Source organism: Vibrio pacinii DSM 19139, from assembly GCF_000711795.1.
GTDB classification, from domain to species: domain Bacteria; phylum Pseudomonadota; class Gammaproteobacteria; order Enterobacterales; family Vibrionaceae; genus Vibrio; species Vibrio pacinii.
Genome location: NZ_KL543978.1, coordinates 87826 through 102384, shown reverse-complemented (window position 1 = coordinate 102384; position 14559 = coordinate 87826). Strand labels below are relative to the sequence as shown.

Annotated in this window: 15 protein-coding genes; 11 read left to right on the top strand and 4 right to left on the bottom strand. The window is 43.1% G+C overall.

The features are described 5' to 3' along the window. The first annotated feature begins 209 nt into the window (after window positions 1–209). Window positions 210–1385, top strand: coding sequence for an NO-inducible flavohemoprotein (hmpA, locus tag BS19_RS18520; RefSeq protein WP_038177365.1), 1176 nt, complete (start codon window positions 210–212; stop codon window positions 1383–1385). A gap of 40 nt (window positions 1386–1425) precedes the next feature. On the opposite strand, the gene BS19_RS18515 is transcribed toward hmpA, so the two are convergent. The 3 genes from BS19_RS18515 to BS19_RS18505 form a co-directional block, all read right to left on the bottom strand. Beyond that, complete coding sequence (locus tag BS19_RS18515; protein WP_038177364.1) at window positions 1426–1968, bottom strand: hypothetical protein; 543 nt, start codon at window positions 1966–1968, stop codon at window positions 1426–1428. Further along, the gene (locus tag BS19_RS18510; protein WP_038177363.1) at window positions 1961–2500 is read right to left on the bottom strand and encodes a YaeQ family protein; all 540 of its coding nucleotides are present in this window, start codon (window positions 2498–2500) and stop codon (window positions 1961–1963) included. Before BS19_RS18510 ends, BS19_RS18515 begins: the two co-directional genes overlap by 8 nt. Before the next feature lie 69 nt (window positions 2501–2569). Continuing rightward, window positions 2570–2779: a cold-shock protein gene (locus BS19_RS18505; protein ID WP_006960450.1), complete on the bottom strand. Its 210-nt coding sequence runs from the start codon at window positions 2777–2779 to the stop codon at window positions 2570–2572. A gap of 376 nt (window positions 2780–3155) precedes the next feature. Between BS19_RS18505 and BS19_RS18500 the strand changes: the two genes are divergently transcribed. Further along, on the top strand, window positions 3156–3362 hold the full coding sequence (locus BS19_RS18500; RefSeq protein ID WP_038177362.1) for an alternative ribosome-rescue factor A: 207 nt from the start codon (window positions 3156–3158) through the stop codon (window positions 3360–3362). A 66-nt stretch (window positions 3363–3428) separates the two neighbouring features. On the opposite strand, the gene BS19_RS18495 is transcribed toward BS19_RS18500, so the two are convergent. Then, a complete protein-coding gene (locus BS19_RS18495) occupies window positions 3429–4592 on the bottom strand; it encodes a threonine/serine exporter family protein (protein WP_038177361.1) in 1164 nt (387 codons plus the stop codon). A gap of 474 nt (window positions 4593–5066) precedes the next feature. Between BS19_RS18495 and BS19_RS18490 the strand changes: the two genes are divergently transcribed. The 9 genes from BS19_RS18490 to BS19_RS18450 form a co-directional block, all read left to right on the top strand. Further along, window positions 5067–5423: a hypothetical protein gene (locus BS19_RS18490; protein ID WP_038177360.1), complete on the top strand. Its 357-nt coding sequence runs from the start codon at window positions 5067–5069 to the stop codon at window positions 5421–5423. Window positions 5424–5609: 186 nt separating this feature from the next. Next, window positions 5610–6776, top strand: coding sequence for a D-alanyl-D-alanine carboxypeptidase family protein (locus BS19_RS18485; protein WP_038177563.1), 1167 nt, complete (start codon window positions 5610–5612; stop codon window positions 6774–6776). 168 nt (window positions 6777–6944) lie between these two features. After that, complete coding sequence (locus BS19_RS18480; RefSeq protein WP_038177359.1) at window positions 6945–7301, top strand: helix-turn-helix domain-containing protein; 357 nt, start codon at window positions 6945–6947, stop codon at window positions 7299–7301. A gap of 60 nt (window positions 7302–7361) precedes the next feature. Continuing rightward, window positions 7362–7577 (top strand): DUF3820 family protein, encoded by a 216-nt coding sequence (locus BS19_RS18475; RefSeq protein ID WP_038177357.1) that lies wholly within the window; start codon window positions 7362–7364, stop codon window positions 7575–7577. Between the two features lie 38 nt (window positions 7578–7615). Then, window positions 7616–7861: a hypothetical protein gene (locus BS19_RS18470; RefSeq protein WP_038177355.1), complete on the top strand. Its 246-nt coding sequence runs from the start codon at window positions 7616–7618 to the stop codon at window positions 7859–7861. Between the two features lie 284 nt (window positions 7862–8145). After that, window positions 8146–9801 carry an ABC transporter transmembrane domain-containing protein gene (locus tag BS19_RS18465; protein WP_038177354.1) on the top strand — a complete coding sequence of 552 codons (1656 nt, stop codon included), beginning with the start codon at window positions 8146–8148 and terminating at the stop codon, window positions 9799–9801. Continuing rightward, window positions 9798–11873 (top strand): peptidase domain-containing ABC transporter, encoded by a 2076-nt coding sequence (locus tag BS19_RS18460; RefSeq protein ID WP_038177353.1) that lies wholly within the window; start codon window positions 9798–9800, stop codon window positions 11871–11873. Before BS19_RS18465 ends, BS19_RS18460 begins: the two co-directional genes overlap by 4 nt. Next, window positions 11866–13191: an HlyD family type I secretion periplasmic adaptor subunit gene (locus BS19_RS18455; RefSeq protein ID WP_051686578.1), complete on the top strand. Its 1326-nt coding sequence runs from the start codon at window positions 11866–11868 to the stop codon at window positions 13189–13191. Before BS19_RS18460 ends, BS19_RS18455 begins: the two co-directional genes overlap by 8 nt. A gap of 15 nt (window positions 13192–13206) precedes the next feature. Beyond that, window positions 13207–14559 (top strand): putative Ig domain-containing protein (locus tag BS19_RS18450; RefSeq protein WP_038177351.1); only part of this gene is annotated, 1353 nt, incomplete at its 3' end.

Below are 14559 nucleotides of genomic sequence, written 5' to 3'. Positions count from 1 at the left end.
CCCGTGCGTACGAGTGATGCAGTGAAATTAACCATATCATTGAGGTTATTGCAACATTAAGTAGTCATAATGACATCAAGCAGTGTGTCTATTTGACTCGGGTTTGGCAGTGAAACATCAATAAACCCAGTAACTTAGGGTATCTATAAGTTGGCATGTATCCTGCTTTTAATAGGACAGAAAAATAAAATAATGAGGAGAAAGTCGAGATGCTCAACAACCATCATATTGAAGTAGTAAAAAGCACCATTCCATTGTTAGAGTCTGCAGGCCCTGCACTGACTGAACATTTCTATCAGCGTATGTTCAACCATAACCCAGAGCTGAAAGATATCTTCAATATGACGAACCAGAAGACTGGGCGACAGAGCGTTGCTCTGTTTGAAGCGATCGCAGCTTACGCCAAGAACATTGAAAACCTGTCAGCATTGACAACTGCTGTAGAGCGCATTGCCCATAAACACACCAGCTTTAATATCCAAGCGGAGCACTATCAAGTTGTTGGCCACCACCTGATTGAAACGTTACGTGAGCTTGCCAGTGATGCTTTCACTCCACAAGTGGAAGAGGCGTGGACAGCCGCGTATCTGTTTTTAGCGCAGATCTTTATTGATCGTGAAGGGGAGCTCTACCTGCAGCGTAAACAAGCGGTTGGTGGCTGGCAAAATGCGCGCCGTTTTGTGGTGAAAGAGAAAAAGCCTGAGTCTGAATTCGTTACCAGTTTTGTGTTGGTCCCAGAAGATGGCGGTACGGTACTCGATTACCAGCCAGGTCAATACATAGGTATTGAACTCAAACCTAAAGGTAGTCAATACAAGGAAATACGTCAGTATTCGTTATCGCAAAAGCCGAATGGTCAAGATTACCGCATCTCTGTTAAGCGTGAAGTAGGAGCGCACAATGGCGTGGTATCAAACTACTTACATGATGATGTTGATCAAGGTGATGTCGTGAGTCTCTATCCGCCAGCTGGTGATTTTTTCTATCAAGAGAAGGGTCAACCAGTCGTATTGATTTCGGCTGGTGTCGGGGTAACACCGATCCAAGCGATGATACAGTCATTAGCGCATCAGAAAAAGAAAGAGGTGACAGTGCTCTATTCGTGTAATGGAGACAAACAACATACCTTTAAACAAGAGTCTGCGCAGCTTGCTCAAAGCAATCAATGGCCTCAATACACTTGGTATTTAAACCAAACTGGGGCTGATTTTTCAGGTCAGATCGATATTACTTTGATTGCCAAAGAGCTACCTTTGGCGAAAGGAGATTTCTATCTGTGTGGTCCAGTGGGCTTTATGGAGTCAGTAGTACGTCAGTTGGAACAGGCTGGGGTGGAGCGCGATCGAATTCATTACGAAGTTTTTGGTCCGCATACTTATCTATAAACAACAGCGAACATGCAATAAAGGCCCGTTTCGGGCCTTTTTATTGATTTTTCGTGAGCCACTGTTTCACGCGCGCTACTATGCCGAACTTACGCTTGAGCGGAGAGTGAAGATCACCAAGATAATAACTCTCAAGATAGTGTGTTCTTAGCGCTTGGGTATCGTCTTTAGTGATCGAATTGATCAGTTGCGCAGTGGAGTCGGCATGTTCGTTGGCCAAACTGAAATCCATTTTAAGATAGCCCTGCATATACAGCCATAAGTGCGTGACTAATTGCAATTGCGCCATGCCTTGCTCTTCGAATTTATGCCGATGGGCGTCACCTAAACCAGTTTGCAGAACATCGTGCATCGCCGCCGCAGACTCGCGCTGAGCATCAACCTGACAGGACGCTTCAATATGCGCTTTGGTCAACACACCGAGTAAGTGATGTTCGGCGGCAGTGTCTGGTTTGGCTTGCAAAACTTGTTCAAACAGTGGTGCATGTTGCTGGCAAAACCGCTCATACACCGCAGCTTTATGTTGCACTATTTCAAGCTGATTAGCATGGGTTGTGCCGAGCCATTCGCTGAGTTTATTCATGGCCTTGTAAGGTATCTAAGGTAATTTCAAAGGACCCTTGGTCTGTATCAATAAATAAGCTGTTGCCTGAGATCATCACCGATAGATCCATCGTGCGGGTGACAGTTGCCGCTAGGGCTTCAATCGCTTGGCTGTCAAGACGATAGATATTTGCATTGTACTGATGCGCTTTGTTTTTGCTCTGCTCCCACCAGACTTCAGACTTACTATTGAACGAGAAAACATCCACTCGCTTAGCCAAGCGACACGCTTTTTTAAGGCGATCTAGGGACGGCTCGCCAATCTCAACCCAAAGCTCAATTTGGTCATCGAGAGATTTAACCCATAGGTCAGGTTCTTCAACGGTCGACAGCCCTTTGGTTAAGGCTAAATCTGGTTGCCATTTTACGCAATACGCCAAGATACGCGCCATCATACGCTCAAGGGTTTCAGATGGGTGTTGAGCAACGGTTAATTGTGTAGAGTCGTAAAGATCTCGGTTGGTGTCAGAAAGTGAGATGCGAAATTTATAAATTGTGGGTTTGAGAGCCATAACCTGTTCTTATATATAAAAAAATAGCCAGCGAGCTGCTGGCTATCATAAATTCTGTTTAGTTTAAAATTAAACTAGTTTGATGTTCTCAGCTTGAGGACCTTTTTGGCCTTGAGATACAGTGAACTCAACTTTTTGGCCTTCAACTAGGGTACGGAAACCGTCGCCAGTGATTGCAGAGAAGTGTGCGAATACGTCTGGACCGTTTTCTTGTTGAATGAAACCGAAACCTTTAGTTTCGTTGAACCATTTTACTGTACCAGTAACAGTGTTAGACATAGTGTATTTCCTTGATAAATCTTGTAAAAGCCATACGGCATCGATAGCGTGGAAAAGGAGATTGCTAATGCGCACGACGTTACGACAGATATACAAGTAATCTAACGGAACGGCGAATATAAACAAGAACCGTTTTCTAGCTGCCAACCAGTCTAATGCGAAGTGCAACTAAGTCAATAAAAATAAGGAGTAATGTTTGGGTTTAAGCGGTGTTTTCATTAGAAATTTGCGCTAGGTAGAGTTTCGAAAATATTACTGATTTAGGTATAATTAGTGTAACATTCGTTTGGCTGGTGACTTAGGTAAGAAAGCTAACCTTTAGTGAGTATAAACGCAACAATCACCAGTTGTTTGTAAACAACAATGTGGAGGCTTTATGGCAAAGCGAAAACAACGATTTACCGTTGATAATAACGCTACAGAGGTAGAGTTTGGACGGGGTCAAATCAAAGACAATGCGCTCAAAGCAATCGTCACGAGCTGCCTGTTTAAGGCGAAAGTTGAAAAAGCGAAAAAAGGCAAAGGAAGCTTTCAACGCAACATGAAACATAAGGGCAGAGAGCCCTATTCAAAAGTGGCTTAATGAGCATCGTTTGAATAGGGCTTTTTTATATGGCAAGTCAGTAATATCGTTGAGGGTGTGTTGGCTTTAACGCTCAATCTGAGGCGAATAGATCGAATACGCGGTAATTTGACCTGCGACAATGGCTGAGAACATAAACAGAGCCGAAAGACCAATGCTCGGTATCGGTAAAATCGATTGTTCAAACACCGATTGGCCTGCGCTGACTAATACGCGGCTGCCGGGAACTAAGATAATGATCCCTTGAACAATGTAAATTGACCCCGTTAACGCCATTTTTTTTGCCACCCAGGTGCCATACAAGGTAATGAGTACGGTTGTAACCCAAGTGCCAACGACCCAGCCACTTTCGAAGCCAAGATATAACGGCCCCCACATGCCAAGCGCTGCGACTGGTAAACCGAGCAGAATATCTTTTGGCCGAGCATTAAAGATCACACCCAATGAAATTGAAATCAAAAGTAGACCAAATACATGCAGCCACATCGGCACTTCATTAACGTATTTTAATGACTCTGCTTGCCCCCATATTGCCTCACCAATATTTAGTCCCATAACAATGCCGACAAACAGTTTTATCAGCGTTAGGGCACTTTGTCCGAGTAAGCTAGTGCCAGAGACGAGATCATTAAATGCTAAACACTCTAGTGAGTTGGCGATCGACAATCCGGGAACAAACAATACGATGGCGGCTATGCACAGAGCCCAAACTGGAATAGCGAGGCCAGTGCTGGAAAAGAATGCGACCAATATACCAGTCAAAATGGCGGCTAAAAATTCTGCAGCAATAGAGCGTCGTGCTCGGCATACTTGTTGAGTTAGCCACACCACAAACCCAAGCAAAGCGGCGAAGTAAATCGCGTCGATAGTACTGCCGACTAACATCAAATATGCGGGTGGAATCCCCATATTCGCCAGCGCGATGACCCATTTAGGATAACCAATCGGTTCGGGGACGGGTTCACTACTGGGTTGATTAATACGAATAATAGTGTTGGCAAGCAAACTCAAATTGATTGAGGCTGGCTGATGGCGCTTCATCACTACGGCATTGTTGTCATCTGGAAACTGGTAATTAACCGTGGTTGGTGTCGCTTGGATCATGACATCAACACCGTGTTTACGGGCATAGAACTGGGTATATTTTTCAAGTTTGTACGGGGCGCAACCACTGCGATGCAAGGTGTCGCCTATCTCTACAATCTTGTTAATTCGAAACTCGGAAGGCATGAGTGTTCATAGGTAATATTGGGTGGCGCAAAAGTAGCAAACCGTCTTAGTTGATACGAGGCGCAAAGCGTCGAACAGTGGTTAACTTCACACTATATTTTTTTGTGCAGTCAGGATGAGTTGTTACGTGCAGCGTAAACTTAGTTTTTGATTTGGCATGTGACGATCGTTTAACGTTAATCATTATGTGCTCTATCACATATCATAAAATATTTTCAGATGTTTCAAATGTTATTTAACTGTAACATTTATCACACTTCATTAATGGCTGTTACTACGGGTTAAGGTAGAGTAAGAGTTGAACGATATTAGATATTTAACATCTTATTTACACGGTGTTAAAGATCACTTTTTGGTTAATAATTGGACAATAAATAGTACTTGTGTTTCGTCAATAAACAGCGAAACTACATGTAATATGAGATTGCAAAAATGGAATTGAGCTTTTTTTCGACATAGAAAGCGAGGCCGATTATGAAACTATTTATTCTATTTATTATTTCGATCACTGCAGGTATCGCTTCTGCTGAACACCTCCATTCATTTTTGTTGGGTTTGTACATCTCAACCCTAGCGGTCGGGTGTTGTTACTGGCTAGCGTTTCGTAGCAGCCGTTTCCCACAGTTAGCTCTGTTGCTGCTGATCAGCGGTTTTTTGGCTAAGATTGTGATCACAGTGGCAGGAGTGAGTTGGGGTATGTCACAGCAGTTAATCAGTTCTCCGTTTGTGTTTGCTCTTTCGTACCTGTTCTTTTCTATCGTCGCAACTTACTTTTGGTTTACTCATCGCGAGAAGTTGATGGCAAAACAACAGACGCTGAAAGTTGCCTAAACCTATTCAGTCTTGATATCAAGCCAGTGCTTAGCGCTGGCTTTTTTGTATCTACTAGCGTGACTTTGAGCTATTTCTGATAAAGCAGGTTGAATAGTAACGATTAGTTTCAAAGTGGCTGAAACTCTGCGCCGCTTGTCTATACTGTGTGAGTTTATCAACACTTATAGTGAGACGTTGCACATCATGATTATGCGTTTACTTCAATCTTCAGCGCTCTTTACCACCCTTTCCATATCATTTGGTGCGATTGCCGCACCAACGGTTATTCCCGATCCTCCAGCTCTTGGCGCCAAGGGATATATCTTAATCGATTATCATACTGGTGCTGTGTTAGTCGAGAACAACGCAGATACCAAACTCAACCCTGCAAGCTTGACCAAGCTAATGACGGCGTATGTCGCTGGGCAAGAGGTCAACCGTGGCAATATTTCACTCGATGACCAAGTGCGCATCAGCCGCAATGCATGGGCAAAGAATTTTCCAGACTCATCAAAGATGTTTATTGAAGTGGCTACCGACGTCAAACTGATGGACCTCTATCGCGGTTTGATTGTTCAGTCAGGAAATGATGCCAGCGTGGCTATTGCCGAACACGTAGCGGGCAGTGAGGATGCGTTTGCCAGTTTAATGAACAGTTGGGCACAAACTTTAGGCATAAAAAACAGTGCGTTTACCAATCCTCATGGCCTAGACAGTGAAGGGCTTTACTCTACACCTCGTGATATTGCCATACTAAGTCAAGCCATTATCCGCGACTTACCAGACATTTACCCCTTGTATAGCGAAACGGCATACACCTATAACGGCATCACTCAGTACAACCGAAATGGTTTATTACGCGATCGAAGCCTTAATGTCGATGGGATGAAAACCGGCTATACCAGTGGGGCAGGGTATAGTTTGGCGACATCAGCCACCAGTGGCGACATGCGCTTAATTTCGGTGGTCATGGGATCAAGCAGCACTCAAAGTCGCGAGTCTGAAAGTAAGCAATTGCTGAGCTACGGCTTTCGCTTTTTTGATACGGTTGCGCCTTCTCGTGTCGATGACACTTTAGCCGAGGCTCGAGTGTGGATGGGTAAGGTTGATAATCTCCCTGTTGGCATCAGCCAGCCAGTATTGCTGACACTTGCAAAAGGGGACAGTAACAAGCTAACGGCTGAGCTAGAGTACTCAAATGATCTTATTGCTCCGATAAGTAAAGGTGACATTGTTGGCAGCGTTATTTACCGTCTAGAGGATGAGCAAGTTGCTCGCGTTGATTTGGTGGCGCAACAAACGGTTGAAGAAGGTGGTCTGTTTAAAAAAATAGTCGATTGGTTTAAGCGGTTAATGTTGAGTTGGTTCTAAATAATCACGATCAGACGGATACATTAGGTAGCTTTTTTGGCGCTTCTTTTAACTAGCCAGCGCGAAAGGACAGTTTCAACACGGTTATGACTTTCATTAACCCAGCGCTGACAATCTTAACGACAAAACACCGACAATTCACCCAACAAATTAGAGTGGGGGAAGATCGTGGAGTTTACTGATAAAGATAGAGAAGCTTTGTATCAGTCTTGGATGTCACAAAAGTCAAAAATGCGTCTAACACAGATGGAGTTTGCTAAAAAGCTTGGCATGAGTCAGCTTGCCTTTTCGCAATTATTACGTGGTGAAAAACCACTGACAATGTCGTTTGTCAGCCAGTTTTGTCGTTTATTGCGCTTGGAACCTCATAATGTGTTTCCGTCATTGAAAGAAGATTTAGCCAATGGACCTAAAGTAATTTACCTGCAAAGCAGAATGAGTGTTGATGGCGATATCCAAAATGCTTACATTGAAGGAAATCAAATCGTGGTAGAGTACGCTCATACTGTGACGCCTCAGCCTTAGTTGTTGTCTTTGGCTTGAAAAGTGTAAACTGTCACGACCGAATCCACAGAGTAAAGCCTGATGTTAGAAAAAGAAAACCTGATAAAACTGGCTCGTATGCCGATGCCATTTGGTAAATATGCTGGGCGGGCATTGATTGATCTACCAGAAGAGTATTTGTTGTGGTTCGATAAGAAAGGCTTTCCCGAAGGCGAGTTGGGTAAACTGCTGCAGCTCTGTTTAGCACTCAAAATTGAGGGGTTAGATAGCGTGGTTAAGCCTTTAAAGCGAATGTAACCACCCCAGTACTCCTAATTAAAACCAAAAGACTTACTATGAATTGCGATATCAATGCATTGAGACACCACCAATTGGTCGAAGATGGTCAACTAGAAGGGTGTTACATTCATCAGCCTGCTCAGGGTAGTCAGCAAGATGACAAAGCTGTTTTGGCAGAGCGCCTAGCGCTGGAAAAAATGGGCTATAAAGTGATACAGGTTAAAGCTAAAGGCGGGACAACAACGTTTGCCGAGGCTATGCGCAAGCTTGCGGAGAAGACTGGTCATCAGTCCCAAGAGTAAGCGAGTGTAACCTGCCACTGCTCCCTAAGCTCTTCCTCGATACCATGTATTTTCATTCAAAAGAGTCAGAACGTCAGACTGACTCTTTTTTGCCCCAAAGTTTGTTACTCAGTTAAATGCTATATTCTTCATTTCAATCTATTAGACATATTTTTAGTAATGCAAATTACGTGGGACTGAACGTTCAGATAGTTTCCTAATATTAAATTCACTAAAACTCGGAATGTTGATATTTTTTGTTCTATAACATATAGATACCTCTTTTAATTAATAGGGACTTTCTGTTGATAGATCACATTCGAGTACTGAAAAGCAATCACAATTTCACGCAATTGTTGCTCTCTTCTACATTTATCAATTTGCTATCGATGGCGCTGCCATTCAGTATGTTGCAGATTTACGACCGCATTCTTCCCAACGAAGCTTATGGAACTGCCAATGTCCTTCTAATTGGCGTCAGCATTGCGATAGTTTTAGAGCTTCTTTTACGCTATGTCCGAAGTTGGTTCTTAGCATCTTCCGCCGTAAATTATGAATATTCTGTAACGGCTAAGTTAGTTAACCGTCTTTTAAAATCAGATTTTCGATATTTAGAGAGTCTGGGTTCGGGAAAAATCCTTAGCGGTATAAAAAACATTGCTGTAGTGCGCGATTTATATTCTGGTCAAGCTGCTGTGGCCATGATGGACGTACCTTTTATTCTTCTTTTTTTGTTTCTCATTTTCTATATCGGAGGCTGGGTTGTTGCTGTTCCTTTATTGGTATGGGTACTCGCTGGTATTTGGGTCTGGGTCATCAGTAGAAAGTTATTAGAAGCGACAAAAAATCTAGCAGTCAGTGATAGTGAAAGGACGCGTGTTCTTGTTTTAGTTTTATCGGGGTTAACGACCGTAAAAGCTTTGGCAATAGAAGCGCGAATGACTCATAGGTTTAAAGAGTTCAACTATACGCAATTCAGACTTCAGACGGAGGTAGATTTGCTTTCGTCTCGGCTTCAGGAAATTGTACAGGGTGCATCTTTGGCGACGACTTTGACCATTGTAATTGTTGGGTGCTTATCTGTTCTTGATGGCTCTTTAACGACAGGTGGGTTGGCGGCATGTTCTATTTTAGCTGGGCGGGCTGTAGCCCCTTTAAGTTCAATCGGTAGTCTCCGAGCGAAATTCTCTTCAGTGAAAGTCGTGAGTCAGGATATCGAAAATCTGTTGAGCGCTCCTTTAGAACAATTTACAAGAGAAGTCAGTTATCAGGCTAAGTTACCGTTGGGGCCCGTGCATTTCGAACAAGTCAGTACTTCAAAGAAAGGGGCCAAGTTAACGGGGATAAATGTTGAAATACCTGCAGGCTCGATAACGACAGTTACCTCAAACCCAATGAGCTATGCCAGCCTGTTTCTTGGTTCTATCGGTGCTTTCTATCCTGTAGAAAATGGCGTGATCAAGATAGCAGGCATACCTTTGTTTCAGCATGATGATTTTGAGTTCAGACAATCTGTTTGTTATGTGTCTCCCTGGGGGTCACTCTTCCAAGGAACGGTGATGGATAATATGACGATGTTTCATCCTGAAAACGAAGCTTATGCCACTGAGTTATCAGAAAGGTTAGGGCTTTCTGAAACTATCGCTAAGTTACCTTATGGTTTTCAGACCCAAATAGGCAGTGGTCAGGGACAAATCCTAAATAAAGGTGCACTGAAGCTGGTTTCGTTGATACGTGCATTATCTCAACAGCCATCCATACTTTTACTGGATGAACCAATGGTTTCACTGGATGCGGATTCTCAATCTAAGTTGTCAAATTTATTAAATGATAAAAGAAATAATATGACGATTATCGTTGCGTCATATTTCACCGAAATGTCTGCTATCAGCGATTTGAAACTACACATCGGTCTCGATGGGATAATCAGTAATGAAGCGACACAGGGAGTGAACTTATGAAAGATGAAAAAGCTCCTATAAAGAACTTTAAACCCGCACTGATCCTGTTATTTAAGCATCTGGGTTTAAATGTTCAAGCAAGCAATATTGAACGAAACGTCTTAGATCAGGGATTAACTTATCTTGAAGCCTATGTACTGTTTAAAAAGCATCAGGTTGATGTAAGTGTACAAAAGTGCAACAAACATACATTAAGAGATTTACTGTTACCGTTTATTTGGATTTCGGAGGAGGGAATACCTCAGGTCATGAGGCTCAATAATGGTACTTTTGAGTCGCTAGATGAGAGAAACCATTGGGCTGTAATGTCTAAAAGCCTCGAAGGTGGCTACGTATTCCTCGTTGATTCACTGCCAGATATGGGCAAGAAATCGCGTTTTTTTGCTACTCAGTATGCCAAGTTAACTAAATGGTATCGTCCTGTATTCTGGTTAAGTCTGTTATCCAGTTTAACCGGCTTAGCGATTCCTTTGTTTACAATGGCAGTGTATGACCGAGTTATTGCTGGTCACGCTCCTCAAATTCTTCCAAATATTGCTGCTGGCGCTGTTATCGCCCTTGCTGTGTTGGTTGTTAGTCGTATTTTGCGATCAAAAATTGTCACCATTTCAAGCAACCGATTCTCCAGAGATTTATCTTCAATTACGTTTAATCGATTGTTGAGTATGCCGCTATCTGTACTTTCTCGAGTGGGGCTTGCTAATCATATGTCGCGGATTAGAAATACAGAGAATATTAGGAAAGTGATGGCTGGCCCAGCAGGATCTGGCTTATTGGACTTACCGTTTTCCATTGTTGTTCTTCTAACGATTGCATTGTTAAGCGGTTGGCTAGTTGTTGTACCTATTGTCATGCTGGCACTGTTTTATTTAGTGATGAAGCTGGTTGAAAAATATGTCAAAGCAGCCACACCTACTATTTCCAATGAATACCAAAGTAGCTTTAATGAGTTATCAAAAAATATCCTCTACCTGAAGGCAGCAGGAGAACCAGAAGGTTGGTATAACGATTTTATGCGTCGTGCAAAAGAGAACTCACGGCAAAATTTTAATTACACCAAACGGAGTGGGTTAAATGCCGCGATTGCTCATGCTATGGGGTTGATTACCGTTTTAGTCACGGTGTTTACAGGTATCTATTTAACCTTGAACCAAAGCATCACTCCTGGAGCACTTATCGCTTGTACTATGCTTATTTGGCGAATTACAGGTCCTGCTCAACTTGCATTTTCTGCTCGTCAGAAGATTGCGATGGTTAAGGGAACGGCCTCTCAATTTGATCGTTTTATGGAAGTACCTACTGAATTTAGTGCAATGCGACTTGAGCTACCTGATATTAAAAATCCACCCTCAATGAGTTTTAAACATGTCACTTTAAGGTATAGCGCAGAGAGTGAACCTGCATTATCAGGGGTTAATTTTGATATTTCACCAGGCGAAATTGTGGCCGTTATTGGGCCAAATGGTAGTGGGAAAACATCTTTGCTGCTCTCCGCGTTAGGAGTTTTAGAGCCTCAAGCTGGGTACGTGATGGTAAACGGTAAAAACTGTAAACAATATGACACGGAGGCGTTACGTCGTTGGGCGGCATACAGTCCCACTCATGCCGATATTATTCCTGGTTCTTTGGCGCAAAATATAAGAGTCGCTTGTCCCGAAGCAACTGACGATGAAGTTCGAGAGGCACTTATTAAGGCGGGTGCTGGGCCGATACTGAAAGCATTAAATAACGATGTTAATGCCGAGGTATTTGGCAAAGGTGCCAGCGTATTCTCATCGGTCGAAAGTGGTTATGTAGGTTTAGCGGTCGCTTTAGCTAAACGTTCTTCGTTGTTAGTTCTGGATGAGCCTATTGCTAACAGAAATCCCGAAGCCAAACGTGATTTTATATCAACACTGACTCAGCTAAAGGGGAATACCACGGTTTTGTTTAGTAGCCATGACAAAGATTTAATTCATCAGGCAGATAAAGTCATCATCTTGGATAAAGGATCAGTTGTTTACACCGGTCCTATTATGAATAAAGAAAATGAAGCAGAGAAAGCGGTCGAGCAAGGGGAGCAAAATGGCTAATCGTGAGTTAAATAATCGCTATTTACCTGAACATGAGTTCACCGAAGCAATAGAAGCGCCTTCCGAAAGGAAATTAATTCTGCGTGTTATGTTGTTTATTGTTGCATCTGTTTTTGCCGTCTTGGTTTGGTCAATTTTTGCCAATATCGAAGAAGTTGCCAAGGCAAAGGGGCAAGTAATTCCCCTCGGACATAAACAAGTTATTCAGTCCCAGACTGGCGGTACTTTGGCTTCTGTACTTGTATCAGAGGGGGATTTAGTTAAAAAAGGTGACACGATCGCAAGCTTTGTTTCTGTTGATAGCCAAGCCGTGGAGGAAGAGCTGCTAGGGCAAAAAGCTAACCTGGAATTGAAGATAGAAAGGTACAATGCTTTTATTGAAAGAAGAGAGCCTAACTACGAAAGTTACAAAAACTTGTATCCAACGTTGGTTGAACAACACTTAAAAAGTTTAGATAGGATGAATAAGGAATATGAAGCTATCGTACAATTGTCACAATCCGATATAGAAAAGTCTACAGCAGAGCTACATAGTATTGATTTTGAAATCCCACCATTAAAAGACCAGATTAGATCTTCCGAACAATCTTTGAAAATGATGAACTCAGAGAAAGGAAGTCAGGCGGTATCCAGGCTGACTATGTTGGAAACTCAGCAGAAGTATGACTCTTATGTTAGAGAGTTAAAAAGTTTGGAGGGGCGACGAGGCGTTGTAGAGCGAAGCATCGACAATCTACATAGGCAGTTAGAGCAGAGAATTGCCACTCTATATAAAGAAGTCGGGGAACAACGTACTGACGCGCATTCGGAGTTAATTGGGGTTACTGCAAGGCTCAAATCATCAAGTCTTCAAATTCAGCAAGACACTATCATTTCACCTGTGGATGGTATTATTCAATCGATTCCCAATTCTTCATCAGGAAGTGTCATACAACCGGGAGGAACAGTTGCTGTCATTGTACCAACAACAGCAACAGCTCTTTTGGAAGCGAAATTGTCACCCAGAGATATTGGCTTTGTCCGAGTAGGTCAATTAGCCAAAATAAAAATAGACGCTTATGACTACAGTCGATATGGCTCTATTAATGGAACAGTTAGGAAAATATCACCGACGACGGACGCAGATGAAAAAGGTGGAGTCTATTACAAGGTTCAAATCGATATACCCAAACCTTATTTTGGCAATAATCCTGAAATGCTACGCCTATTACCTGGTATGACGGGAGAGGCAGACATCGTGACTGGTGATAAAACTATTTTTCAATATTTGTGGAAACCAGTATTTACTAATATCCGAGAATCTTTTGGTGAGCGATAAAGAAGGGTAAACAATATGAGTGTTCAGAAATCGGAAGATGCCAGCAACAAACAAACACGCCCTTCAGAAGAAAAAAATGCCAAAAAAAGGGATGACAAAGCCAAAACCAGGGCTAAAGAGTTAGATGAAAAAGCCAAACTTCTCAAAGCTAAAGAGTTTCGAAACACCAATGTAGAATCTGATTTTAATCGTGACTTAGTGGCTGACAAATCGTGGCACTCTGCCCACGCACAAGTGATACCAGAAGAAACACCGTCGCAAGGTGAGTTAGATGAAAGTACGACAGATATTCCAGAGTCTACGTCTGCTTCAAGGAGTGAAGACGTAGACGTTAATGATATCAATTCTTTCGTTGATACTAATGATAGTCAGGTTGAGCCAACAGCAAACAAAGATTTAGGTACTCATCGTGGCGGACACCATATCGCTGTTGATGTTAAAGAAACAGTTTTAGGGGGTAATAATTTTAAATCAACGCTTGTGGCTCATAGTGACAACAATCAAGCAGAGCTGGTCATTAACCTCCACCATTCCCCGGCAAGCAATCATTCAGCGAATCAACTTCCTCAAGCCAATACTGTGGCTCAACACACTTTGGTCATCAATCATTTGCCTCCTGTTCAGTCCTTAAAAGAGGATGCTTCTGTCAATACTGTTGATGGGCGATTAACTGCCTCTGGTGATGGTAGCCAATCTGTGAGTTGGTCTGTAGCGTCTACGCATGGCAAATACGGCGATCTGCAACTCGATAGCAAAACAGGTGAATGGCATTATCATTTGGATAATCGTCTTGTCGAGACGGATCAACTAGGCGAAGGCGAAGTCCACACTGAACATTTTACTGTTACGGCAACGGACAAATTCGGGCATGTAATACAGACTCAAGTCAAGGTAAATGTTGAAGGTACGAATGACGCGCCAACAGTCACTCATGCTGTTGCAGACCAAGCAGTTGATCAGGATGGCACACTTCAGTTTGCGCTTCCTGCGGATACCTTCAGTGATATTGACCATGGCGATACGTTGATGCTGTCAACGGGCACGCTGCCTGCCTGGCTGCATTTTGATGCGAGTACGGGCACCTTCAGTGGTACGCCAGCCAACAGTGATGTGGGACAAACCAGTATTACAGTGACCGCGACCGATACGGCCGGAGCGCAAGTCTCCACCACGTTTGACTTAACCGTTAACAACGTGAATGACGCCCCAGTGCTGATACCGATGGCCACCGTGAAAGTCGATGAAGATGGCGCGACGGCCTCTGGGCATGTGTACGCTACGGACATTGATGCGGGAGATACGCTGACGTTCAGCGCAGGACAAGTGGATGGATTGACCTTCCAGCCCGATGGCAGTTGGACCTTCGAT

What these genes read in the sequence shown, in the direction of transcription:
- BS19_RS18460 (WP_038177353.1), top strand. Translation starts at nt 9,798, where the DNA reads ATGAAAGATGAAAAAGCTCCTATAAAGAACTTTAAACCCGCACTGATC.
- BS19_RS18470 (WP_038177355.1), top strand. Translation starts at nt 7,616, where the DNA reads ATGAATTGCGATATCAATGCATTGAGACACCACCAATTGGTCGAAGAT.
- BS19_RS18485 (WP_038177563.1), top strand. Translation starts at nt 5,610, where the DNA reads ATGATTATGCGTTTACTTCAATCTTCAGCGCTCTTTACCACCCTTTCC.
- BS19_RS18500 (WP_038177362.1), top strand. Translation starts at nt 3,156, where the DNA reads ATGGCAAAGCGAAAACAACGATTTACCGTTGATAATAACGCTACAGAG.
- BS19_RS18475 (WP_038177357.1), top strand. Translation starts at nt 7,362, where the DNA reads ATGTTAGAAAAAGAAAACCTGATAAAACTGGCTCGTATGCCGATGCCA.
- BS19_RS18455 (WP_051686578.1), top strand. Translation starts at nt 11,866, where the DNA reads ATGGCTAATCGTGAGTTAAATAATCGCTATTTACCTGAACATGAGTTC.
- hmpA (WP_038177365.1), top strand. Translation starts at nt 210, where the DNA reads ATGCTCAACAACCATCATATTGAAGTAGTAAAAAGCACCATTCCATTG.
- BS19_RS18490 (WP_038177360.1), top strand. Translation starts at nt 5,067, where the DNA reads ATGAAACTATTTATTCTATTTATTATTTCGATCACTGCAGGTATCGCT.
- BS19_RS18495 (WP_038177361.1), bottom strand. Translation starts at nt 4,592, where the DNA reads ATGCCTTCCGAGTTTCGAATTAACAAGATTGTAGAGATAGGCGACACC.
- BS19_RS18515 (WP_038177364.1), bottom strand. Translation starts at nt 1,968, where the DNA reads ATGAATAAACTCAGCGAATGGCTCGGCACAACCCATGCTAATCAGCTT.
- BS19_RS18510 (WP_038177363.1), bottom strand. Translation starts at nt 2,500, where the DNA reads ATGGCTCTCAAACCCACAATTTATAAATTTCGCATCTCACTTTCTGAC.
- BS19_RS18505 (WP_006960450.1), bottom strand. Translation starts at nt 2,779, where the DNA reads ATGTCTAACACTGTTACTGGTACAGTAAAATGGTTCAACGAAACTAAA.